Raw genomic sequence first — 22,701 nt, forward strand, 5'->3', positions numbered from 1 at the left:
CCCCGAGATATAAGCAATAGCTCGGGGATTTTCAGAGATTCTAAAGAATCTTAATCAACATCTAAGAAGCTTTTTAAGCTCTCTGAACGATTAGGATGACGAAGCTTACGTAATGCTTTCGCCTCAATCTGACGAATACGCTCACGCGTAACATCAAACTGCTTACCAACCTCTTCTAATGTGTGATCGGTATTCATATCAATACCAAAACGCATACGAAGAACTTTTGCCTCTCTTGCCGTTAATGTATCTAACACTTCACGAGTTGCATCGTTAAGACCTTCATCTGTTGCTGACTCCATAGGAGAAACTGCATAGACGTCTTCGATAAAGTCGCCTAAACTTGAGTCCTCATCATCCCCTACCGGTGTCTCCATAGAGACAGGTTCACGAGCAATCTTGAGCACGCGACGTACTCGCTCTTCTGTTTCACCCATCGCTTCAGCAATCTCTTCCGGTGTTGCTTCACGTCCAAACTCTTGCAACAATTGACGAGAAATACGATTTAACTTATTAATCGTCTCAATCATATGAACAGGGATACGAATTGTACGCGCCTGATCTGCAATAGAACGAGTGATAGCCTGACGAATCCACCATGTTGCATAAGTTGAGAACTTATAACCACGGCGATATTCAAATTTATCAACCGCTTTCATCAAACCGATATTTCCTTCTTGGATCAGATCCAAGAATTGCAATCCACGATTGGTATATTTTTTGGCAATAGAGATTACAAGTCTTAAGTTCGCCTCAATCATCTCACGTTTTGCACGGCGCGCTTGCGCCTCACCAATTGAGATTTGACGATTAATCTCTTTAATCTCATAAATCGTTAAATCAGTTTCCCCTTCAATTTTTGCTAAGCGATCTTGATACTCATAAATATGTTTTTCAAACTCTTTAAGAGGTTCTACATATTTTGCTTTACGATTGAAAACATCATCTTTAAAGACTTCTTTATTCGCTTCATTTCTTGGGAAAACTTTTAAGAATTCTGTACGCGGCATTTTAGCTTTAGCCACACAGATATGCATAATTTTACGCTCAAGTGGACGAATACGATCAATCGTCTCGCGCAACTTATCATACATCTCAATTTGCAGTTTTGGCGCTAATTGGAATTCCATGAACTTCTCACGAAGACCGGCACGAACTTCCTTGATTTTATCTGATTTACTGGTTGCGCCCTCTTTCTCTTTGATGGCATTAAGCTTATCTACAATCGCTTGTAACTCAGTAATTTTGGTTGCTAAAATTTCTGGATCAGGCCCATTAGCGCTGTCATCAACCTCAACTTCCTCATCTTCCTTCTCTTCATCTTCAAGATAGAAACTTGGATCAATAAAGCCAAGTACAACATCTGTTAATCGACCTTCCTCTTTTACTGCTGCATGGTAAGAATCGATTAAATGATAAGTTGCAGGAACATAGAGAGCTAATGAATTTAATGAAGAATGAAGACCTTCCTCAATTCTAATTGCGATCTGCTTCTCTTCTTCACGCGTTAAAAGATCAACAGTTCCCATCTCACGCATATACATACGAACAGGGTCTGTTGTGCGTCCGATCTCTTCATCATCGATATTCGCTAATACTTCAGCCGCTTCTTCAACAGCATCATCACTATCTAAAGACTCGCTTAACATTAAAGTATCTTCATCAGGCGCCTCTTCATGGACCGAGATTCCCATATCTTCAATCATCGCAATGATACTTTCGATTTGCTCTGGATCAACCATTCCTTTTGGAAGATGGTCATTTACCTCAGCATAGGTAAGATATCCTTGCTCTTTACCATAAGCGATAAGCTTTTTAATTTGTTCTTTTTTAAGCTGATCTTGTTTTTTTTGATCTGACTGATTGCTCATAATTTAGAATGATACCCTCAATTTATAAGTACACGAATACCGCTTGCTTAAGACAGCAAGCAGAATATCATAACATGTTTCACTCATTTCGGATACTCAGAAAAAAACAAATACAGTCGTTTAAAGAATCTATTATTTAAATAGCTCATATTTCTAGTTATCTAGCGCACTGTTGTTTTATTCATAGACTGCTTATCCACCCACAACAGAAATATGGTGATGAATATTGATAATTCAAGTGCATCTAGAAAATTTTTAATTTCCGCCTCTTTAACCCTACAAAAAAACTATAACCTTTTAATTTAAAATATCCGTTATCTCTATCCCTTTTTGTTCAAAAATTTCCTTTAACATCTCTAATGCTCTTGCTTGAGAGTAACGGACTTGATCTCTTGTTAAGCCTAACAGCTCTCCTGTTCTCTCTAAGGTTTTTTTCTGCCTACCATTAATTCCAAATCGATATTCAATCACACTTCTTGATTGCGGCTCTAGGAGTGAGAGGGTTGATTCTAAAATGGTATATTCTTCACTCCCCATTAAGACCTCTATGGCATCACTTGCAACCTCATCTGACACAATATTATAAAAGTCAGCCTCACCATCTTGATCTCGACTAATTGCGGCATCTAAAGAGAGTGTTGACTCATGATTTGCCATCAAGTCCATCACCTCTGTCACCCCTAAATTCATCTCTATAGCAATCTCACTGATCGTTGGGTCTCGATGTAATTTTTGTGACAACTCTTTTTTTACGGCTAGCATACGCGCAATCGCTTTATTGATATGAATAGGGATTCTAATTGTTCTCCCATCATTCATAATCGCATTGCTCAAATAGTGCCGAATCCACCAAACTGCGTAGGTTGAAAAGCGAAAACCTCTTTCTGGTTCAAATTTACTAATCGCATGCATAATCCCTAAATTCCCTTCAGAAATAAGATCATGAAGCTCTACACCTTGGTTTTGATATCGTTGAGCAATCATAATGACAAGCCTTAAATTCCCTTTAAAAAGCTTACGCCAGGCATTCATATCCCCCTCTCGAGCAGCAAGGCCATATTCCCGCTCTTCTTCTGCCGTCAATAATGGATGTTTGCCAACATCAGAATAGTAACGATAAAGGATATTTTCATGCCCTGAGTAGCTATTTTGACTACTTTTCAAAATATTATTAAACTCGTCATTTTCAATATCACTCCCCGCTTCAAAATCAGCATCATGAAGCATTTCATCTACTACTAGATTTTTATTTGTCGCCTCTTTACCACTTTTGATCACTTCTATCTTATCTTTCATAGTGTTATTCCTCCATCAATCTACACACTTCCAGATGTGTCATAGACATAAGCCATTGTTAATATAAATGATAGCTATCGACTATTCATTAAAACAGTGGAAATTTACTATTTTGTAAATAAAAAAGAGGGTGAAAAAACCTTAGTAAAAACAAAAAATATAGTAAAGGAGCAAAATATAGATACCTTACTAGATATCTATATGCTTAATATATAATTAAAAAAAATCTCACCAATAAATATATTGTTATTAATATAATATATTTAAATAAAATATTGAGGGTATTGAAAATTTACAAATTTGTAAAGAATGATTGCAGAAATTATTGTTATTAATATATAGAACAATGCACCATTACATAAAAACAAAAAGCACTATTAGAAATTTTTATTTAACAATATCATTATTTAAATAAAAAACCCGCATTCTAAAATGAAGTGACCCCATAAAGTTGGACAGTTTAAAATTATAAAGACAAGGACTGAGTTCGATATTCTATTGGACTTAGTCCTTTTAATTTAAGCTTAATTCGTTTGTGATTGTAATAATCAATATATTTGTGTAGCTCTGTTTGAAGATGATCTACTGATTCAAACCGTTGTGTGTAAAAAAATTCTGATTTTAATATCCCAAAAAAGTTCTCTATGACAGCATTATCATAGCAATTACCTTTACGGGACATACTCTGTTTAATATTGTTTTTCTTTAGGTTTTGTTGATACTGAGCCATTTGATATTGCCAACCTTGATCTGAATGAAGGATCAGCTTTTCTCGACCTCTCTTACTACTTTGTAAGTATGTTAAGGCTTTCTCCAACATCCGTTCGACTAATTCATATTTTGGTCTTTTTGTAATTTCATAACTAATAACTTCTTGATTATAGAGATCTAGAATCGGAGATAAATAGAGTTTCTCCCCATTGACTTTGAACTCTGTAACATCTGTTACCCATTTTTGGTTAGGCTTGCTTGCTGTAAATTGACGTTGTAAAAGATTCTTAGCAACTCTTCCAATCTGGCCTTTATAAGAACGATATTTCTTTGGACGAATCAAAGATTTTAGGTTCAACTGTTTCATTAGCCTCTGGACTTTCTTATGGTTAATGATGAACTCTCGCCTTAGTATTGCTGTAATTCTGCGATAGCCATAACGCCCCTTGTTCTCATGATAAATTGACAATATTTTCGCTTTAAGATCACTTTCCGGATCAGCAGAGAAGAGTGACTTTCGATGATAATAATAACTACTTCTCGCAAGATGGGTCACTTTAAGTAGGAGTGTTAAAGGATGCTTCTCTTTTAACTCCTCGATTGTTTCAGTTTGAGCCTTCGCTGTTCCTCCCTCTCTTCCAACTCTTGATACTTTTTTAAGACATCATTCTCCGCGCGGAGATAGAGAAGCTCAGCGGTTAATTCATCAATCAGCTTTTCCTGCTCTGTTCTATTATCTGGCTTTTTGGGACGTTTCATTATATTAGGTCGACCTTTCTGGCGTGGTTTAAGCGCATCTAAACCACCCATTTTAAAGAGAGATTTCCATTCTAATACAGAAGTAAATGCAGGAATATTAAAATATGCAGCAGTCTCTCGGATAGAAAGGTTATTTAATGTCATGTAAGTTACAACATGTAGCTTAAATTCAGCCGTATAGTTAAGTTTAGAAGTTCTGGGTTTTATACCTTCAGCCCCATGATACTGATAAGCTTTCACCCACTTACGGACAGTTGTGCATTCTACATTAAAGTAGCGAGCAGTCGCTTGATAACCATGATTATCAAGATAAAACTGAATTACTTGTAATTTAAAATCAAAAGAATATTTAGCCATATAAAAACACCCCAAAGTTGTGTCCAACTTTTGGGGTGCAGTTCAAAATACGGGTTTTATTCAATCTCTAATCAATAAAGACTTTTAAGGTTTTGCCTCTTCTAATGCTAACTCTATTAACTTCACGGCTTTTTCTAAATAGACTCTTGGTGCACCAAAGTTTAAACGCACATAGTTCCCTGTCACGCCAAACGCTCGACCATCATTGAGACCTAAGCCGGCATTTAATAAAGCTTTATGGGCATTATTACCTAATGAGGTATCCCCAAAATCTAACCAAAGCAAAAAGGTTGCTTCGGGATTGACGAGTTTTAAACCTTCAATTTTAGAAAGTTCCGTAACAATATAATCTCTATTAGCAATTAAATAAGGTTTTAGCTGCGCTAACCACTCATCACCATAATCAAAAGCAAGTTCAGCACCTTTAATCGCATAGACATTCATTCTTGGGACAAAGCCCATCATCGCTTTTTCGTACTCTGCTCGAAGCGCTGCATTTTCAATAATGGCAAAGCCACCACTTAATCCCGGCAAGTTAAATGTTTTACTCGCTGAAATTAATGTTATTGCATGCTCTTTAGCGCTATCAGATAAAGTCGCATAAGGAATATGCTCCCCTTCCCAATTAAGCTCTGCATGAATCTCATCAGAAAGAACAATTAAATCATGCTTTAAAGCAAATGCTTCAATCGCCTTTAACTCTTCTCTCGTAAAAATTCTTCCTGAAGGGTTTTGGGGGTTACAGAGCATTAAAATTGCAGAATCCGCTGTAACCATCTCTTCCATCAACTCAAAGTCAATATCATAATAGAGGCGATTTCCTTCCACGGTCTCTCTTAAAGGAACCGCAATTCCTTTCATACCAATATTACTTTCAATTGCAAAAAATGGCGGATATGCCGGTGTAGAAAAGAGATAATTGGCATTACTATTGCGTCTTAATGCAACATTTGCTGCCACATTAAACCCTGTAACAAGGCTTGGTAAGAGTACAATGCTCTCTTTAGAGACGGTCCAACCATATAATCGTTGTAAACGATAGATAACGGCTTCAAGCAAACGATCAGGCCGTGCTTTCCCATAACCATAAACCCCTTTTTGAGACATTGCCGTTAACCCTTCAATGATCTCATCAGCTGCTTGAAAATCCATATCCGCAATCCACATTGGCAATACATCTTTAGGATATGCCGTCCATTTATCTGAATTATTGTTTCTGCGGTTAATCACTTCATCAAAATCATAAATCTTTTTAAAGTTACTCATCTTTTCCTCTCAGCTATTTAAGGATTTCAAGTCAATTATCTACTTAAAACCAACGAATATTACTGAATATATCGCTTTCTTTTACAAGCGTAATCCCCACAACTTACATCGGATATATTCAGCGTTGTCTTATTGATAGCGTAATTTTTAGATTACTTCAATTTTCTTAAAAGTAATTTCAGTAAATCATAAAAACGCGCAACACTTGGAATATGAACTCTCTCATCAGGTGAATGAGCGCCTTTAATGGTAGGACCAAAGCTGACCATTTGTAAGTGAGGGTACTTCTCACCTAAAAGCCCTGTTTCAAGCCCTGCATGAATGACAGATACAACCATCTCTTCCCCTGTTTGTACTTGATATGCCTCTAAGAGCTTTTTAAAGGGGATTGATTCAAGATTTGGCTGCCATGCAGGATAAGCATTCCCTTCTTCAACAAAAGCATCCACCATAATCGCTAATGCTTTTGCACGAGTTCTCACAATATCTAACCCGCCATTAGTTACTGAACGCGCCAATAATTCGATACGTAATCCATCTTTTTCATTAATCGTGACGACCCCTAAGTTACAGCTTGTTTCTACAATTGGTAATTCGACTGATTTACGGATCACGCCACATGGCGCTAATAACAGAAGGTTTAAGCATTGTTGTGAGCTTTGTGCATCTTGTGTTGCCCTAGCACCTACAACCTTAAACGTCACCGCCACATTATCATCTGCCTTTTTTAAACGCGCTTTCAACGCTTCACCAGCAGCTACTAAATGTGCTTCAAACTCCGCTTGATGTGCTTCATGAATTGCCACAACGGCTTTTGCAGAACGAGGAATGGCATTACGCAGTGTCCCCCCCGCAAATGATGCTAAGCGAAGTGCTGAACTATGCGCATAATTTGCCAAAAGCTCAGCCAGTAACTGACTTGCATTACCAAGCTCTTTATGGATATCAATCCCTGAATGCCCGCCTTTTAAGCCTTCAACCCCAACTTCATAGAAAAGGCCTCGTGCTTCATGATCATAATGAAGTTCTTTACTAATGACGATATCAGTACCACCGGCACACCCTACAGTACAAACACCCTCTTTCTCACTATCGAGATTTAAAAGATACTCCCCTTCTAGCCAATTAGGTGCAATATTATGAACACCGCCCATTCCTTGCTCTTCATCCACCGTCAGTAATACTTCAATAGGGCCATGCTCTGCAGTTTCATCTTCTAAAATAGCAATTGAAGCGGCAACGCCGATACCATTATCGGCGCCTAATGTTGTATCTGTTGCATGAAGCCATTCCCCTTGGATCTGTAAGGCAATTGGGTCTTTCTCAAAATCATGATCACTTGAATCACGCTTTTGACAAACCATATCAACATGTCCTTGCAAAATAATCTTTGGCGAATTCTCATAGCCCTTAGTAGCAGGCTTCTTAATCACGATATTTCCAATCGCATCTTCTTTAAACTCAAGCCCTTTTGAGATTGCATATTCACGATAAAATGCACGAATCGCCTCTTCCTTTTTTGAAGGGCGGGGGATTGTGCTCATTTTTGCAAAATGCTGCCAAAGTAGTTGGGGTGCTTGCTGTTCAATCATGCTATTTCTCTCTCTTGTTCAACTTAAATGGTCTTAAATAGATGGTCTAAAATATTTAAGACGCTAGATCTCTCTTTTAAACTTCATAGACATACTATAGTACACCAGCATGCCTGTTTATCGCCCTCTTTTAATAGAGCCTCCCTTATCTTATAAGGGTTACTCACTATTTTCCAATCGCTTTTATGCAAAGAGTTGATTTAATCCCCTGTTTGAGCCTCAATCTAATCACATTGGGTAATTACATTTTACAATCACTTCTTTTACAGTAAGTTAGCATCATTTTAAATCTTTATTCCGTCATATTTTAGGCAAAACTCTCTTAAAAAAGACGATTTAGCATGGTTAAGTAACAATAAAAGGATATTTTATGAACAAGTTTAAAAAAACTGCGTTAGCCTTACTTCTCATTAATACAGCACTTTTTGCACAAGCAGAAAATATCACTGTATTTGCCGCTGCATCCCTACAAAATGCCATTGATGAGATTAAAGTAAATTATGAAAAAACAGGTAATAAAGATCAAATTGAAGCGCTTTATGACTCCTCATCAAATCTTGCTCGTCAAATTGAACAAGGGGCTCCTGCTGATCTTTTTATCTCGGCAAATCAAAGCTGGATGAACTATCTTGAAGAGAAAAACCTCATCGATGATGCAACCCGCACTAACATTGTTAAAAATGAACTTGCTTTAATCACCTATAAAGACAATACAACAGAGTATAAGGTTGATTTTGGCTCTAACGATTTCTGGAAAGCAACACTTGAAAACACTCGTATTGCGTTAGGTGATCCTGATCACGTACCAGCAGGGCTTTATGCTAAAGAAGCTTTTGAAAAATTAGGCGTTTGGGCAACAGTTGCTCCTAAAGTTGCGGCAGCACAAAATGTTCGCGCGGCACTTTTATTAGTGGAAGTCAAAGAAGCAGATCTTGGCGCTGTTTACTCATCTGACGCAAGCGTGAGTGAAAAAGTAAAAACTGTCACGATTTTCCCAGAAGAGTTACACGAGCCTATCGAGTACCCGATTGCGATTATGAAAAATCAAGCAAATGACTCTGTTAATGGCTTTTACAACTATCTTTTAAGTGATGATGCGGCAGAAGTCTTTAAGAAATATGGCTTTGCTTCACCTAGCAAATAATTATTTTTGCACTCTATGAACAAGAGGCATCACTTTGATGCCTCTTCTAATTTAAAATAACCACGCACTTTTTAAATATTCGCCTGATAAATGTCGTGCGAGTACTATTTTTATTCCAAGAAAAAAATCTTAATGCCACAATATACTACTCCCTCTTCTCATCCTATCAAGTAAGGATTCTTCTCCATGTTATTAACCGAATATGAATGGTCAATTATTCTTTTAAGCCTTAAAATTGGTGGTGTTGCCGTTATTGCCAGTTTACCCTTTGGTATTTGGTTTGCCTGGTTACTGGCTCGCAAAGAATTTAGAGGAAAAACCGTCTTAGATAGCATTATCAATTTACCTCTTGTGTTACCACCTGTCGTGATTGGTTACCTTTTATTAATTACTATGGGCAGAAATGGTTATCTGGGGAAGTGGATTGATCAAATCTTAGGAATATCCTTTAGCTTTAACTGGAAAGGCGCGGCCCTTGCTTCCGCCGTTGTCTCCTTCCCGCTTTTAGTAAGAGCTATTCGCATCAGTTTTGAATCTATTGATCAAAATCTAGAGTTTGCCGCAAGAAGCTTGGGGGCATCTCGCCTTAAAATGTTTTTCACCATCACAATCCCTTTAGCAATGCCGGGAATTATTGCCGGTGTAGTCTTAGCTTTTGCCCGCTCATTAGGCGAATTTGGCGCAACGATTACTTTTGTCTCTAATATTCCAGGAGAAACAAGAACATTACCGCTTGCAATGTATACTTTAATCCAAGTCCCCAACCAAGAAGCTGCCACAATGCGCCTTTGCATTATTGCCATTGCAATCTCTTTTGTCGCACTCTTTTTCTCAGAAGTACTACAACGCGCCCACAAAAAACGCTTAGGACTCAAATAGTCGCCCCTTAAGTTCATATCAAAGGCTTTCATATGATTAAAATTGATATTACTCATCCCTTTCAAGATTTCACTTTCCGGGCTGATCTAGAATTACCATCAAAAGGTATTACTTCAATATTTGGCCCTTCAGGATCTGGAAAAACAACCCTTCTTAACTTTATTTCCGGAAAACTAACGCCTAAAAAAGGTTTCATTGAAATTAATGATAAGGTGATCCTTGATACCTCAAAGAGACTCTCTCTTCCTATTCATGAAAGAGGCATTGGCTATGTATTTCAAGATCCAACCCTCTTTCCTCACTATAGTGTAGAAAAAAATCTTCTTTATGGAGAGAAAGAGAAAAACCCCCAATTATTTGCCAATATTATCGATCTATTAGGCATTGCTCCTTTACTTCAAAAAAGGATTGCCTATCTATCTGGCGGTGAAAAACAGCGAATTGCAATTGGTCGAGCACTACTAAGCTCTCCCAATATTTTACTAATGGATGAACCGCTTTCGGCATTAGATCAAGCTCGAAAAGAAGAGATTCTCCTCTATCTTGAAGCAATTCCTGAGCAGTTTAATATCCCTATTCTTTATGTCACGCACAATATTAAAGAAGCAAAACAGCTCTCTCACTCTTTTATTGCGGTGGATAAGGGCGATATTATCTTAAAACCCATTGACCAAATTTAGTCAAAAATAATCTAGTAATGGGTTCGATTCAAGAAATACTATTTTAAAAACAATGTGGTACAGTACATAAATCCAACCAAGTTGTACGATATTGGGCAGAACGATTCTTACGCTTCTCATAACCGATACACCGGCAATCTAATTGAGTCGCTTTTAAAGCGATTTTATTATAACTAACCTCTTAAAATATAAAAGAGAACAATAGATTAAGGGGCTATATTGCCAATTAATAGCTTTCCCTCTACACTGAAGTGAAAAACTGTTGTATTTCTATACAATAGAGTAAATTACCTCATTACCACTGACTTCTGATGTCATTTAAAGGATTTTTATGATTTTTCGCGTAGCTCTTATACCGCTTCTTTTGGGAATTACTCTATCTCCGATAATCGTCTTAGCAGATGAAACACAAGCAAAGCGTATTGCGGAAGCTAATTATCAATATTGTATTCAAGAATCTTTAGCAAATGAAGCCTATTGTAGTTGTATATCAAACACCTATGAAGAAGTTTTAGCAGATATTACGCTAACAAAACAAGAAGAAAACTTAATGGTTCAAGGTTTAAGTGGACAGCTTGCATTTGATTCTTTAGGTCCTGATGATCTAAAACTTTCTGAGGAAATCACTCAAAAGCTAGATAATCCGGCATTAGAAGAAGGATTTGCTAGCTGCTTTGCCTTTATTGAAGAGTCGATGACGGAATATGATGAATCATCTTCTGATGAATCCCTGACAGAAGATCAAATAAGAGCAATTCAAGAACTAGAAGCAATCGAAGAGATGGAAGATGAGGAAGAGGATTAAGCTTCTTAGTAAACAATTAGTGAACAGATAATAATCTTCTAATAGATTCCTTTACATAAAATAGATTCTAATATATTAATCTCTATCTAAATCCTCATTGTATACCCTTAGGAGAATATGACATGCCCCATAATATCGATTGGAAAAACTTAGGTTTTGAATATATTCAAACCCCGTTTCGCTTCTTAACAAAGTATCAAAATGGTGCTTGGGAGAAAGGGGGATTAACCGAAGATCCAACACTACATATCCATGAAGGATCTACTGCGCTTCATTACGGACAACAGTGCTTTGAAGGCTTAAAAGCCTATCGCACTAAAGATGGCTCTATCAATCTCTTTCGCCCTTATGAAAATGCTCGCAGAATGAATGAGAGTGCTCGGCGCTTAAGAATGCCAGAAATTCCAGAATCACTCTTTGTTGAAGCGATTAAAGAAGTCGTTCGTGCAAATGAAGCCTTTGTCCCGCCCTACGGCTCTGGCGCATCACTTTATATTCGACCACTCTACATTGGCGTTGGTCCTAATATTGGCGTGAGACCTGCTCCTGAATTTCTGTTTACTGTTTTTTGTATGCCAGTAGGTCCCTACTTTAAAGGGGGACTTGTGCCAACAAACTTTATTATCTCAGAATATGATAGAGCAGCCCCTATGGGAACGGGTGCGGCAAAAGTGGGTGGGAATTATGCTGCAAGTTTACTCCCAGGTTACGAAGCCAATCAACGCAACTTCTCCGATTGTATCTATTTAGATCCTGCAACTCATACAAAAATTGAAGAGGTGGGCTCTGCTAACTTCTTTGGTATTACAAAAAATCACCAATTTATTACACCAATATCTCCTTCAATCTTGCCAAGTATCACTAAATATTCTCTTCTTCATATTGCGAAAGAACGTTTAGGAATGGAGACGATAGAAGGGGATGTGTATCTCGATCAATTAGACCAATTTACAGAGGTTGGTGCTTGTGGGACTGCTGCTGTTATTTCACCAATTGGTGGCATCCAAATAGGCGATAAATTCCAAGTTTTTTATAGCGAAACAGAGGTCGGACCAGTGACAATTCAACTCTATAATGAGCTTGTAGGTATCCAATTTGGGGACATTGAAGCGCCAGAAGGTTGGATTGAAAAAGTTTAAGACCCGAACCTTTAATCACAATAGAATCAAAAAAATGCCAGTCATAAATACTGGCGTTTTTTTATATAGTAAAATCGGTTCAAAAGAAGCTAACTAAAATGCCGGCACATCGGCTATGAGAAGTAAGGAGTTGGCCCTATCCGGCACCTTGCAAACCTGTTTCGTACACTCTTTTATCAATTAATGCAAAGCTGGGACGAATATTTCACGCACTTTCTAAAACCCCGCGCCAGCAGTTTTTCTTAAACCGAATTTACTATATAACGAAATCGGTTTAAAGGTGACTCAATCAAATTACCGGCGCATCAGTTATAAGAAGGTGCAAGAATCGTTCTACCTAGCATCGTGCAAATAGGTTTGATTCACCATACTGCCCTATTTTACTCTTTAGGCTTTTTCCACTCATCCCAATCATCCCATGACTTCCACTTGCTATCTATTTCATCCTCTCCCTTCTCTTCTTTTAAAAACGGAGAATCATCAAACGATTCACTTTTAGGAAGCTTAGGAGGATTTTTAGCTTCATGCTTTCGTAGTTGGCGAAGATCTAAGTAAGGCAAAACAAAAAGCCAAAATATGGCAAATAGAACCCCTAAAATCCAATGAATCCAAAAACAGATCACCAATAAGATAAGATAACCAAGCCCACTAAATAACATCCTTGAATGACTCATCTTATTAAAGTCTTTCTGATATTGAGCGCCGATTCCTGGCGCTTTTTTATCCTGTTTTTTTGTCATAGACCCTCCTTTAAGCCCAAGCGAATAAAACTGCTAGGCTACATTGCCTCACATCGAGCTTTCATTTTTCTAAGCTCTTTAAGTTGCATCCATAAAAAAAGTAACGCCGTAAATGCCGAGATAAAATCAGATACAGGAATAGCCGCCCAAACACCATCAAGCGGCGCCAGCCCAAAGTGCGAAAATAGAGAAGGTAAAATAAATAATGCCGGGATTAAAAAGATAATCTGCCGAGATAAACTTAAGAAAATAGAGTGCCCCACCTTTCCAATACTTTGGAAAAAGATTGTTACAACCATCTGAAACCCAACTAAAGGAAAGAGTAATGTCACGATACGAATAGAATGCATGGTCGCTTGCGCTAACTCTTCTGATGGGTTAAATGGCCTTACCACAATTGCCGGGAAAAAGACCCCGATCACCATAGCTATAAATCCAATCACAACCCCTATTTTAATCGCATAAAGGAGTGCTTCACGCAGCCGATCAAACGATCTTGCGCCATAGCTATACCCAACAATAGGCTGCATTCCTTGCGTTAAACCTAAAAGTAAAAGTACGACTAACATCAATGTCATATTAGCTATGGTATAAACCGCAACTCCTAGTGATTCTCCATAAATTCTTACCTGATATATAATGATAAAAATAATCCCCGCCGAAACAATATTCATCAAAAATGGGGACATACCAATACTCAAGACAGCCTTTACAATCGCAAAATCAAGCCTAATTTTTGATAAACGAAAACGCAATAACGTATTTTTATTCATAAAATGCGCCATTACAAAAATCGTTCCTAAGATCATCGATAAAACGATTGATATCGCAGCGCCCCTTAATCCCCACTCAAAATAGAGAATAAAAATAGGCGCTAAAATGGCATTCGCCACCAGCGTTAATAACATTGTGACCATCGCCTTTCTCGGATCACCAGATGCCCGCATCATATTATTAAAACTAAAGCAGAGATTTGAAAAGATCGCACCTGGCAAAAATACTTGTAAAAACTGATAGGTATAGTGATAAGTCAATTCATCAGCCCCAAGAAGATAAACTAAGGGCTCTAAAAAGAGAAACATCGCATAAGAGACTGTTAAGGTAATAATAAGCGTTAAGAGCAAAGAGGTGCCCACGACAGATTCAGCCTTATCAAAATCTTGATTGCCTAAGTAGATTGAAATTCGGCTTCCCGCCCCTGCGCCAACTAACATTCCAAATGCGGCAATCATTGTCATTACCGGCAATGCAATTCCCATTGCACTAAGAGCATTATCCCCTAAATAATCAGCATTCCCAACAAAATAACGAGTAATGATATTATAAAGCGCCGCAACGGTACTGCCGACCATTGCAGGTAGTGCATACTTCCACAATAATTTCTTAATTGGAGCTTCTCTAAGCTCTTGTAGCTGATCTACTTTCGCCATATCATCCTTAATTTTTTTGATATATAGAGACACGCTGCTCAGCAACGATAAAATCCATCGCGCTGCTGAACAGGAAAATGAGAGTGATTACAATGAGTAATACCCTCAATTATCACCTGTAATCCATGAATTGACAAGTACTGAACCGATGAGATAATTTTACAACATCGATTAAGAGCTTAATCTCTCGTGAATAAAACTATATCGATCAACCCGACCACTTAAAGCGGCTTTAATAGACGCATCACTTGCAAAAATATGTACCGATTTTTTGGCTCTAGTAATACCGGTATAAAATAACTCTTTAGTTAAAAAGACCGATGGCTCCGCTCCTAAAAAGAGCAAAATCTGCTCAAACTCACTTCCTTGAGACTTATGGATCGTCATAGCAAATGAGGTTTCAAATTTAGGTAAAGCATGAATTGAGAATACCCTTGGGGAATCAACCCCTTCAAAATATGCGCGAAGCTCTCCCGCTTCATTACGTAAGATCAGGCCAATATCACCATTAAATAGATTGTTTTCCACACTATTATGGGTCACCATAATCGGTAATCCGTGGAAAAACTCGCGCATCGATTCTTTTGGAAAGAGCGTTTTACGAATTAAGGCATTTAACTCAACGGCACCATTAACGCCGGTTCTCCTTGCGCTTAACACCCCTAATTGAGAAAAAACACGAAAAGCCTCTTCAGCAAACGCAATGCCTTGCCCCTCTTTTAAAAATGACACATAAGGTTTAAAAGCGTTTATTAAAAACTTTTTAAGCGCGGACTCTTCAATTGGTAATGATGTATATAGCAGTGACTCAGTGGTGTTTATAGTCGCTTTTTCTGCTGTTATTAAATCCATCATCTCTTTAAATTGCGCCGATACTTCAGCGCCTTGTGAATTATTAACGATTGAGGCTAATCTACCAAGAGAGGAATCTGCTTTAAAGCGATAACTCTTTTTCAAAAAGCTCAAATAATTAAATGCCGGCATTAAAGGATTTACTAAGGACGCTTTTGGCAGCTTTTCTGATAAAAGTTGCTCTAATTTAGCAAAGTGCGCTGCTGAGTAGTTTTCTGACACACAAAGCTCATGCATAATAGCGCCAGCTTCTACGGAAGCTAACTGATCTTTATCGCCAAGGAAAATCACACGCCCATGCATTGGTAATGCCCCAATGAGTTGTACAAGCATCTGCTGATCTATCATCGAGGCTTCATCAACCACTAATAGATCAAAATTTAAAGGATTATATTGGTTATAACGAGGTTTTCGCGTAAAGGGATGAATCACTAATAAGCGATGCAAAGTCTGCCCAATATGCGGGATTAAGGCGAGCTGCTCTCGCACTTCCTCTTGCTTTTCAATGGGGGCATTTTCCACACTTTGCTGCAATGCTCGAACTTGCCCTAAAATCGATTCAGAAAGTCTTGCTGCCGCTTTTCCCGTTGGCGCTGCTAGTAAAATAGAGAAAGGCTTGGCATGATCTTCCTCCCTATAATCATGAAGATCGATCAATGTTTGTAAGATCTTAAATACCGTTGTTGTCTTCCCGGTACCGGGGCCGCCGGAGATCACAGAGATATTATTTAAAATCGCATTGGCCGCTGCAAATTTTTGCCAATTTACGTCCTTATCATTAACACCAAAATAATGATCTAAGCGAGTTTGAAGATAATTGATCTCATTAGGACTTAACGGCATCTCTTTAACAGACTTAAAAAGTGAAACAATCTCCCCTTCTTGATGGTAATTACGCTCAAGGTAGATCGCTTTTTCAGTTCTTACTAAAGGTAAAGCGATATGCGCTAAAATCTTCTCCCATCTCTTAGCAAGAATCTTATCTCGATCAGATTTTGTGCTCTTGGGAGAGATTGAAAATACCACTTCTAAAAGGATTTTTAATACCTGATTTTTTGAAGCTTGATCACTCTCTATCAACCACTTTTCTGGCATTAAAAGATAATCTGAAGGAAATGCCGTGTGCCCAAAGCCATAAGCCCGGCTCACTAATAATGCTAAGAGCCAATACCCTAAATAGTCATCTGCCGTTTTAAAGCCTTTTTGCGCGGTTAAGAATGAGGCAAAATAGTTATCTATATGACTAAAATATCGCTGCTTAATCAATATTGTTAAAAAGGCTTTAAAACTTACCGTTAAGGCATCAGGATCTTCCTGAAAGTGCGTTTTTAATACTAATAATTCCGCTTGTAACAATTGAAGATCTTGAGTTTCTAAAGACTTCTCATCATGATGACTGGAATTTATCTGCGTAGTTGCTGTTTCTGGTGTAGCGATTTCTAGTCTAGCGGTTTCTAACTCGGCTGTTTCTAATTTACCGACTTCTAATATCTTGTTTTCTAATACGTCCGAAGTTTTACTTGAAGCGTGATCTGATTGTGAAAGTGCGTTATCTTGTAAAGTGCTATTTTGAAAGGCACTATTTTGAAGCGCACGTTTTTGAAAAGCGATCTCTTCAGCGCCATCATCCTCTCCTTGAAGATCAAATAGATCAAATTGCGTCACATCCTTCATCTATAATCCCTCCTGAGATTCATTTTCTATCTCATCACTTAAATTTTCTAATAACGCTTCATCAAAGAGCCCCATTAACGCCAATATCAATGAATAATCAGGCTTTACAAAGTAGATACCACTATCTTGCTCTTGGCTCATGCCCCGTAAATAAAAATAAAAAACGCCCCCAAAATCCCGCTCATAATCAAAATCAGGTTGGATATTTTGCAAAAACTTCACAGCGGCAACTGTATAGATAAGATATTGCAGATCATAATGGGCATGCTTAATAGAGTGAGTCATCTGCTTAATCGTATAATCACTTTTGTGTGAACCTAAAGTATTCGACTTATAATCAGCCACATAATAACGCCCATCAACTTCAAAAAAGAGGTCGATGAATCCTCGTAAAAAACCTTCTAAAGAATCAAATTTTAATCCCTCACCCTCTTCTCTTGGTAGGTGAGATTGCAATAAGGTATTTAATGCCTCTTTAGTTAGCATTGAATGAATGGGGAAGATAAATTCAAGCTCTTTAATAATCTGATTACCTGAAAGTATCTCCCTTAATGTCTGTTTCACCGGCAGCGGCGCTTCTAAAATATCGGTTAACCATCTCTCTAACTCATCAACTAATAAAGGCAACTTATCAGCCCTTATTAAGTGCGCAAAACTTAATGTTACCTCTTTTTCTAAAAGGGCCCGATCTTGTAGATCTTTGGGGCTATAATTTTCTAAAAGGGCATGGATGAAATTCCCCGTCATTGCCCCTTTAGGAAATAGGCTTTCACTCTCTAATAAAGCGTCATCTTGCAATTCTAACTCATCATCTAAAAGCGGTGTAAAATAAGCACTCTGAGCATTATATGAGAGATTAGAAAAACTTGTAAATCGCCATAAGGGTGCGATTTTACGAGTGAAGATTGCTGGCTGCTTTATCACCTCTTCTACCGATACCTGCTCCATCTTTACTAATTGCAATGAAGATGCAAGCACTTCACGATGGGTTAGCGCTTCATTAAAATTAGCTAAAAATGCCGCGGCTAAATCCTCACTATCAATATCTAACCCCAAAAGATAACTTAGGGCATTATCTCGATATTGCTCTTTCTTAAGCTTTCGACAAATTCCTATGTAAGTATGATATTTTGCCCTTGTTAGCGCCACATAAAGTAGACGAATATCTTCTGCTAAAGCCTCTTCACTAAAGTAGTTTTTTTCATCGTCTGTTGAATCATCTGAAAAAACATAATGCCGCTGATGAGTCGAGGGATTAACATATACGCCTTCATTTTTTGCCTGTGTTTTAAAAAGGCCAAAAGGCAAAAATACCACAGGAAACTCAAGCCCTTTAGATTTATGAATCGTCATTACTTGAATCGTTTTAAAATCACTTTCAAGACGAATCTCAGCCCCTTCCCCCTCTTCAAAGCCGAACATTTTGTCATGAAGCCAAAGTAACAATGCTTCTTTATTGTTAAAAGATTCCCGCTGAAGAAGCTCCCCTAAATGAAATAAATCACTGGCAAAACGCTCCCCATTTTCAAGATTGAGTAATTTTGCTAATCGATTTCCTCGCACCATAAAGGTACGAAGCATTGCTAAAACTCCGTGCTGATCCCAAATCTCATTTAATTCATTACGTTCAAACAAAAGCGTTTCTAGCTTTTCAGAATCTTGCTTAACCGCTTCAAACTCCGTTACAGACATCCCATATAAAACAGAGCCTAAAGATTGCATTAAGATTGTCTTTTCATGTTTAAAAACAAGACTTCGCAAAAATAGATATAGATCTGTAACAATGCTATTTTCTGGATCAAAAACAGAATTTCGCTCTGATAGATAGACAGAGTTTAGCCCGGCTATCCTTAAAGCATTTTGAATATCGGTGGCTTCTGCGCCGCTTCGCACTAAAATTGTGATATCTTCTGGTTCAATTTTACGGCGCTCTTTTGCGTTTTGAAGCATCCCTTTATCTAATAACGATACAATCTCTTTCGCGCATGCTGTGGCAATCTTTACTCTAAACTCAGGATTTCCTAAAGACCCTTCCCCTTTTTTAGTAAAAGAGAGCTCTTCATCTAGGGGAACATAATCTAAAACCGTCATGCCACTTATGACATGATTTGAGTGTGAAAGTAGTGTTTTAGCGGCGCTTTCAGGAGTTTTAATCTCTATAAAGGGAATATCTTGATGAATAAAAGGTGCTCTTATAGCTGATCGTCTACCAAATAATCGATTAACAGCATTCACCTGCAATAAACCTGATCGATAGTTGGTATTGAGGGTATAGATATTGGTAACATCCGATTTAATACTTAAATAAGCATTGATATCTGCCCCACGAAAACCATAAATCGATTGTTTAGGGTCACCAATCATGACAAAGGGAATCTCATCATGATTAAAGAAGAGTCTACGAAAAGTTTCTAATTGAAGGTTATCTGTATCTTGGAATTCATCAATCATTACCGCCCGATATCTTAGATGTAGAGATCTTAAGAAATTTTCAGAAACATTTGCCGTCTTTTTATTTAACTCCGTTAAAAGATCATCAAACCCTAAAACGCCGGCATTATGTTTGAGCATCTTTAAAATTCGCACGATTTTTAAAGCCGCATAATGTAGGCTCGTTGTTTTAAATAAAGCAATAGAGGCCAAATCATTAAAAAGCGTAGTTTGTTCTTGCGATAACCGATGAAGATCTCCCTCTTTTGCTAATCTACTCTCCATAAAGGGCAGCGTAAACTTCTCATAATTGCCAAAAAGTGCCGGCGAGTCGCTCTCAATCCAAGCCATTAATTCTGCATGATAGCGCTTTACTAAATCTGCCCGATAAGATTGCTTTTTAAGACCAACCTCCTCTATTAGCCTCGTGAAATCCTCTAATGAAAACCCTGTTTTAAAACGCATTTTCACATCATTAATAAAGGTTAATTGCTCTGTAAAGAGCGCCTCTAAATTTTTCACCCCCACAAAAAGAGGAGTATCTATTAAAGCAGGATCACGTATTAACGCCTCAACTTTAGAAAACAGACTCCCTTGTCGATATAGCCCGTGACCTTCACTAACCGGCACATCAAAATAGTGACTGACAAACCGTGATAGCGTTAAATTAAGGGGATAACACTCCTCTCGCCAAAAATGATATACCGCTTCTCGATAAAGCGCTGAAAGATCTGTCGATAACTCAAAATGAAACGACTGCCCTAAATCAAGGGCATTTTCTTTTAACAGACGCTGAGAAAAGGCATGGATAGTAAAGATCGAAGCCTGATCAATCGCGCCTTCAGCTTGATTAAGAAGATTGATTGCGGTTTCAAGAGCAGTCTCTTTTTCGATCCCTGCTTCTTTTGCTTGCGCTAAATAGTGCGTAATTAATGTGAATAATGCCTCATCTTCCACTGAATGATCTAATAAATCACTAAAAAAAGCCTGCTTTAGATCGACAATTCGAGAATAAATCCGCTCCTTTAATTCAGCAGTTGCGGCATTGGTAAAGGTTACAATTAAAATCTCAGGAAGCTTTTTCGGCGTTTTATCAACATTAATTCCCAATAAAAGACGTAAGACTAACAGCGTAATCGTATAGGTCTTTCCTGTTCCCGCCGATGCCTCAATCATCATATTACCGGCAATAGGGACAGTTTGTGGCTTCAAAATCTGATAAGGTGATTGCTGATCTTCAAAAGCTTGTGACATCTTCTATCCTTCACTTTAAGCGAACTTTACGGGAGTAAATATTATAGCCTCTATTTATCAGGATGAAGATCTCTTTCCTGCTCTAGATTAAAATAACTCGAAAAAACCAGCTATTACGATCCGCTCGGCATCGCTTCCACTATTATCTCTTGCTTTTGTTTTACCCCATTAAGATTGACATAAGCCTCCACAATCACTTGGTGCCCTAAAGCGTTCGCGCAATCTTTGGCAACCTCTTGGGTGAGAAACTCAATATCTCTTACCTCTTGGTGTAGATAGAACGCGGCAATATACCGATCTAAAGAAAAAAGCTCTAAAAAGTAGCCCTTGGCTTCATAGCGAATATACAGCTCAGATCCGGCGCCTGGGTTTTGACTGCGGGTACATAAGATCGGCAGTTCGAGTATATGACACTGCTTGGTTTTTAATTTAGGATTGCGATTAGCAATGAGATCAATCGTCATATCATGATGCGGCGATTGGTAACTCATCACACGCGTTTCAGGGATAAACATTTTGCTTCTCCTTACAAGGTTTGTGCCAGCGTTTAAGCCATAAGCTACGGACTTTTTCTGGCCTAATAATTACCGTTAAGGCAATGCAATATTTCGCTAAAATATCGGCAAAGATAATCGCTAACATCTCTTCTCCTGTCATCACGCCTAAAAAGGCAATCAGCGTCATCACAATACTATCAACAGGCACACTCACAGCATTACTAGCAATCACCTTTAATGCCCAAGAGCGCTCTTTTAAACGCTCAAACACAGCAGTATCAGCCAATTCACTGAATAAAATGGCTAAAAAGGAAGCAATAATAAAACGGATAGGAATCGCCAATAAGAGACTTAAAGAGGTATTGACGATAAGCGCAATGGTAATGCCGATTAACGCAAACTTCATCCCATAACGGTGAAGATGATCTCGCAAGGTAAAGACAAAAGCAAAGAAGATCGTTCCGGCGCTTAACATGCCGTAAAACGGCAGCTCAATAAATTTATCGATAAGAAGATTCGCCACGAAGATAGAAACCACATAGGCGACAAGATAGATGTAACGCATACATTTCCTTTTATATTAACTTGGGGTGAGGGAACCCAAACGATAGATTGATCACTTCATAAGATCTCATAAAATCTTTATAAAGATCTTAAAGGTCCTATCTATCTCGAACTGTGTGGCATCATACCTGAAATAAAATGAAGATAAAAGCTTTGTTAAAAATTATCAAAAGGGGTTTGCGCTCTTAGAACGCATAAGGTTACTCCTCTTCCGCCCATTCTTTGCGGGGGATTAGCAAATGCTAAAACATCCATCTGCAGCTTTAACCAACGCTCAATTAAGCCTCGGATAATGGGATCCCCTTTTGAGCTATTGCCTTGCCCGTGAATAATCTTCACGCAAAATAGATTTCGCTTTAAGGCGTGATAGAGAAACTCCTGCAATTCATCACGCGCCTCACTTGCCGTTAAGCCATGTAAGTCAATCAGATCATCCGGATAAAATTCCCCTTGCGCTAGAGCCCTTAAGAGCTTGTGAGAAACACCATCACGCGCAAAGCGCATTTCACTTGTCGGGTCTGTATTAATCCAAGAAGTATCATCGCTCATTAAATCTTGAAATGCCGCATCTTCACGCAAAGCCTTACGAATCTTTAGCCTTAATTTAGGACGAGGATGCATCATGCGATCATTATGATTTTTTATCTTTCTCACAGGCCCAACAGCCTTACGAAAGAGATCTTTATCATCATCACTAATTGCCATAATGTCTTTTACCCTCAAAATCAGAGCCAATGATTATAGTCATAAATAGAATTCTT

General features: G+C 38.1%; 16 protein-coding genes and 1 pseudogene. 5 read left to right on the forward strand and 12 right to left on the reverse strand.

Annotation, left to right across the window (positions count from 1 at the left end; all coding sequences use genetic code 11):
- Positions 1-50: 50 nt before the first annotated feature.
- From rpoD to MMG00_RS07290, 5 genes and pseudogenes are all read right to left on the reverse strand, one after another.
- Positions 51-1,871 carry an RNA polymerase sigma factor RpoD gene (rpoD, locus tag MMG00_RS07270; protein ID WP_242146898.1) on the reverse strand — a complete coding sequence of 607 codons (1,821 nt, stop codon included), beginning with the start codon at positions 1,869-1,871 and terminating at the stop codon, positions 51-53.
- A 297-nt stretch (positions 1,872-2,168) separates the two neighbouring features.
- Positions 2,169-3,167: a sigma-70 family RNA polymerase sigma factor gene (locus MMG00_RS07275; protein WP_242146900.1), complete on the reverse strand. Its 999-nt coding sequence runs from the start codon at positions 3,165-3,167 to the stop codon at positions 2,169-2,171.
- Positions 3,168-3,633: 466 nt separating this feature from the next.
- Positions 3,634-4,994: pseudogene (locus MMG00_RS07280) on the reverse strand (IS3 family transposase).
- Positions 4,995-5,078: 84 nt separating this feature from the next.
- Positions 5,079-6,260 (reverse strand): MalY/PatB family protein, encoded by a 1,182-nt coding sequence (locus MMG00_RS07285; protein ID WP_242146902.1) that lies wholly within the window; start codon positions 6,258-6,260, stop codon positions 5,079-5,081.
- A gap of 152 nt (positions 6,261-6,412) precedes the next feature.
- Entirely contained in the window at positions 6,413-7,852 is a 1,440-nt protein-coding gene (locus MMG00_RS07290) for an aminoacyl-histidine dipeptidase (RefSeq protein WP_242146904.1), read from the reverse strand.
- Between the two features lie 370 nt (positions 7,853-8,222).
- On the opposite strand from MMG00_RS07290, the gene modA reads away from it, so the two are divergent.
- From modA to MMG00_RS07315, 5 genes are all read left to right on the forward strand, one after another.
- Positions 8,223-8,996, forward strand: coding sequence for a molybdate ABC transporter substrate-binding protein (modA, locus tag MMG00_RS07295; RefSeq protein ID WP_242146906.1), 774 nt, complete (start codon positions 8,223-8,225; stop codon positions 8,994-8,996).
- A gap of 186 nt (positions 8,997-9,182) precedes the next feature.
- Entirely contained in the window at positions 9,183-9,875 is a 693-nt protein-coding gene (gene modB, locus MMG00_RS07300) for a molybdate ABC transporter permease subunit (RefSeq protein ID WP_242146908.1), read from the forward strand.
- Positions 9,876-9,892: 17 nt separating this feature from the next.
- Positions 9,893-10,555 (forward strand): molybdenum ABC transporter ATP-binding protein, encoded by a 663-nt coding sequence (locus MMG00_RS07305; protein ID WP_349775525.1) that lies wholly within the window; start codon positions 9,893-9,895, stop codon positions 10,553-10,555.
- A gap of 331 nt (positions 10,556-10,886) precedes the next feature.
- Positions 10,887-11,360 (forward strand): hypothetical protein, encoded by a 474-nt coding sequence (locus MMG00_RS07310; protein ID WP_242146912.1) that lies wholly within the window; start codon positions 10,887-10,889, stop codon positions 11,358-11,360.
- A gap of 122 nt (positions 11,361-11,482) precedes the next feature.
- Positions 11,483-12,499, forward strand: coding sequence for a branched-chain amino acid aminotransferase (locus MMG00_RS07315; RefSeq protein WP_242146914.1), 1,017 nt, complete (start codon positions 11,483-11,485; stop codon positions 12,497-12,499).
- Positions 12,500-12,879: 380 nt separating this feature from the next.
- Here the strand turns inward: MMG00_RS07315 and MMG00_RS07320 are convergent, their stop codons facing one another.
- The 7 genes from MMG00_RS07320 to MMG00_RS07350 all read right to left on the reverse strand — a co-directional run bounded on the left by MMG00_RS07320 (position 12,880) and on the right by MMG00_RS07350 (position 22,645).
- Complete coding sequence (locus tag MMG00_RS07320; RefSeq protein ID WP_242146916.1) at positions 12,880-13,239, reverse strand: hypothetical protein; 360 nt, start codon at positions 13,237-13,239, stop codon at positions 12,880-12,882.
- Positions 13,240-13,277: 38 nt separating this feature from the next.
- Positions 13,278-14,669, reverse strand: a complete 1,392-nt coding sequence (locus tag MMG00_RS07325) for an MATE family efflux transporter (protein ID WP_242146918.1) — start codon at positions 14,667-14,669, stop codon at positions 13,278-13,280.
- Positions 14,670-14,840: 171 nt separating this feature from the next.
- Positions 14,841-17,195 (reverse strand): exodeoxyribonuclease V subunit alpha, encoded by a 2,355-nt coding sequence (recD, locus tag MMG00_RS07330; protein ID WP_242146920.1) that lies wholly within the window; start codon positions 17,193-17,195, stop codon positions 14,841-14,843.
- Entirely contained in the window at positions 17,196-20,879 is a 3,684-nt protein-coding gene (gene recB / locus MMG00_RS07335; RefSeq protein WP_242146922.1) for an exodeoxyribonuclease V subunit beta, read from the reverse strand.
- A gap of 113 nt (positions 20,880-20,992) precedes the next feature.
- The gene (locus MMG00_RS07340; protein ID WP_242146924.1) at positions 20,993-21,394 is read right to left on the reverse strand and encodes a hypothetical protein; all 402 of its coding nucleotides are present in this window, start codon (positions 21,392-21,394) and stop codon (positions 20,993-20,995) included.
- A complete protein-coding gene (locus tag MMG00_RS07345; RefSeq protein ID WP_242146926.1) occupies positions 21,381-21,941 on the reverse strand; it encodes a VUT family protein in 561 nt (186 codons plus the stop codon). The genes MMG00_RS07340 and MMG00_RS07345 overlap by 14 nt, the downstream gene beginning before the upstream one ends.
- 155 nt (positions 21,942-22,096) lie before the next feature.
- Positions 22,097-22,645 (reverse strand): Smr/MutS family protein, encoded by a 549-nt coding sequence (locus MMG00_RS07350; RefSeq protein ID WP_242146928.1) that lies wholly within the window; start codon positions 22,643-22,645, stop codon positions 22,097-22,099.
- Between the last annotated feature and the right edge of the window lie 56 nt (positions 22,646-22,701).

Origin of the sequence: Ignatzschineria rhizosphaerae (genome assembly GCF_022655595.1) — a bacterium.
In the GTDB taxonomy this organism is placed as follows: Bacteria; Pseudomonadota; Gammaproteobacteria; order Cardiobacteriales; family Wohlfahrtiimonadaceae; genus Ignatzschineria; species Ignatzschineria rhizosphaerae.

Coding starts and splice junctions, on each gene's coding strand:
- MMG00_RS07285 (WP_242146902.1), bottom strand. CDS start 6,260: ATGAGTAACTTTAAAAAGATTTATGATTTTGATGAAGTGATTAACCGC.
- MMG00_RS07310 (WP_242146912.1), top strand. CDS start 10,887: ATGATTTTTCGCGTAGCTCTTATACCGCTTCTTTTGGGAATTACTCTA.
- rpoD (WP_242146898.1), bottom strand. CDS start 1,871: ATGAGCAATCAGTCAGATCAAAAAAAACAAGATCAGCTTAAAAAAGAA.
- modB (WP_242146908.1), top strand. CDS start 9,183: ATGTTATTAACCGAATATGAATGGTCAATTATTCTTTTAAGCCTTAAA.
- MMG00_RS07315 (WP_242146914.1), top strand. CDS start 11,483: ATGCCCCATAATATCGATTGGAAAAACTTAGGTTTTGAATATATTCAA.
- MMG00_RS07340 (WP_242146924.1), bottom strand. CDS start 21,394: ATGTTTATCCCTGAAACGCGTGTGATGAGTTACCAATCGCCGCATCAT.
- MMG00_RS07290 (WP_242146904.1), bottom strand. CDS start 7,852: ATGATTGAACAGCAAGCACCCCAACTACTTTGGCAGCATTTTGCAAAA.
- modA (WP_242146906.1), top strand. CDS start 8,223: ATGAACAAGTTTAAAAAAACTGCGTTAGCCTTACTTCTCATTAATACA.
- MMG00_RS07325 (WP_242146918.1), bottom strand. CDS start 14,669: ATGGCGAAAGTAGATCAGCTACAAGAGCTTAGAGAAGCTCCAATTAAG.
- MMG00_RS07345 (WP_242146926.1), bottom strand. CDS start 21,941: ATGCGTTACATCTATCTTGTCGCCTATGTGGTTTCTATCTTCGTGGCG.
- recB (WP_242146922.1), bottom strand. CDS start 20,879: ATGTCACAAGCTTTTGAAGATCAGCAATCACCTTATCAGATTTTGAAG.
- MMG00_RS07275 (WP_242146900.1), bottom strand. CDS start 3,167: ATGAAAGATAAGATAGAAGTGATCAAAAGTGGTAAAGAGGCGACAAAT.
- MMG00_RS07320 (WP_242146916.1), bottom strand. CDS start 13,239: ATGACAAAAAAACAGGATAAAAAAGCGCCAGGAATCGGCGCTCAATAT.
- MMG00_RS07350 (WP_242146928.1), bottom strand. CDS start 22,645: ATGGCAATTAGTGATGATGATAAAGATCTCTTTCGTAAGGCTGTTGGG.
- recD (WP_242146920.1), bottom strand. CDS start 17,195: ATGAAGGATGTGACGCAATTTGATCTATTTGATCTTCAAGGAGAGGAT.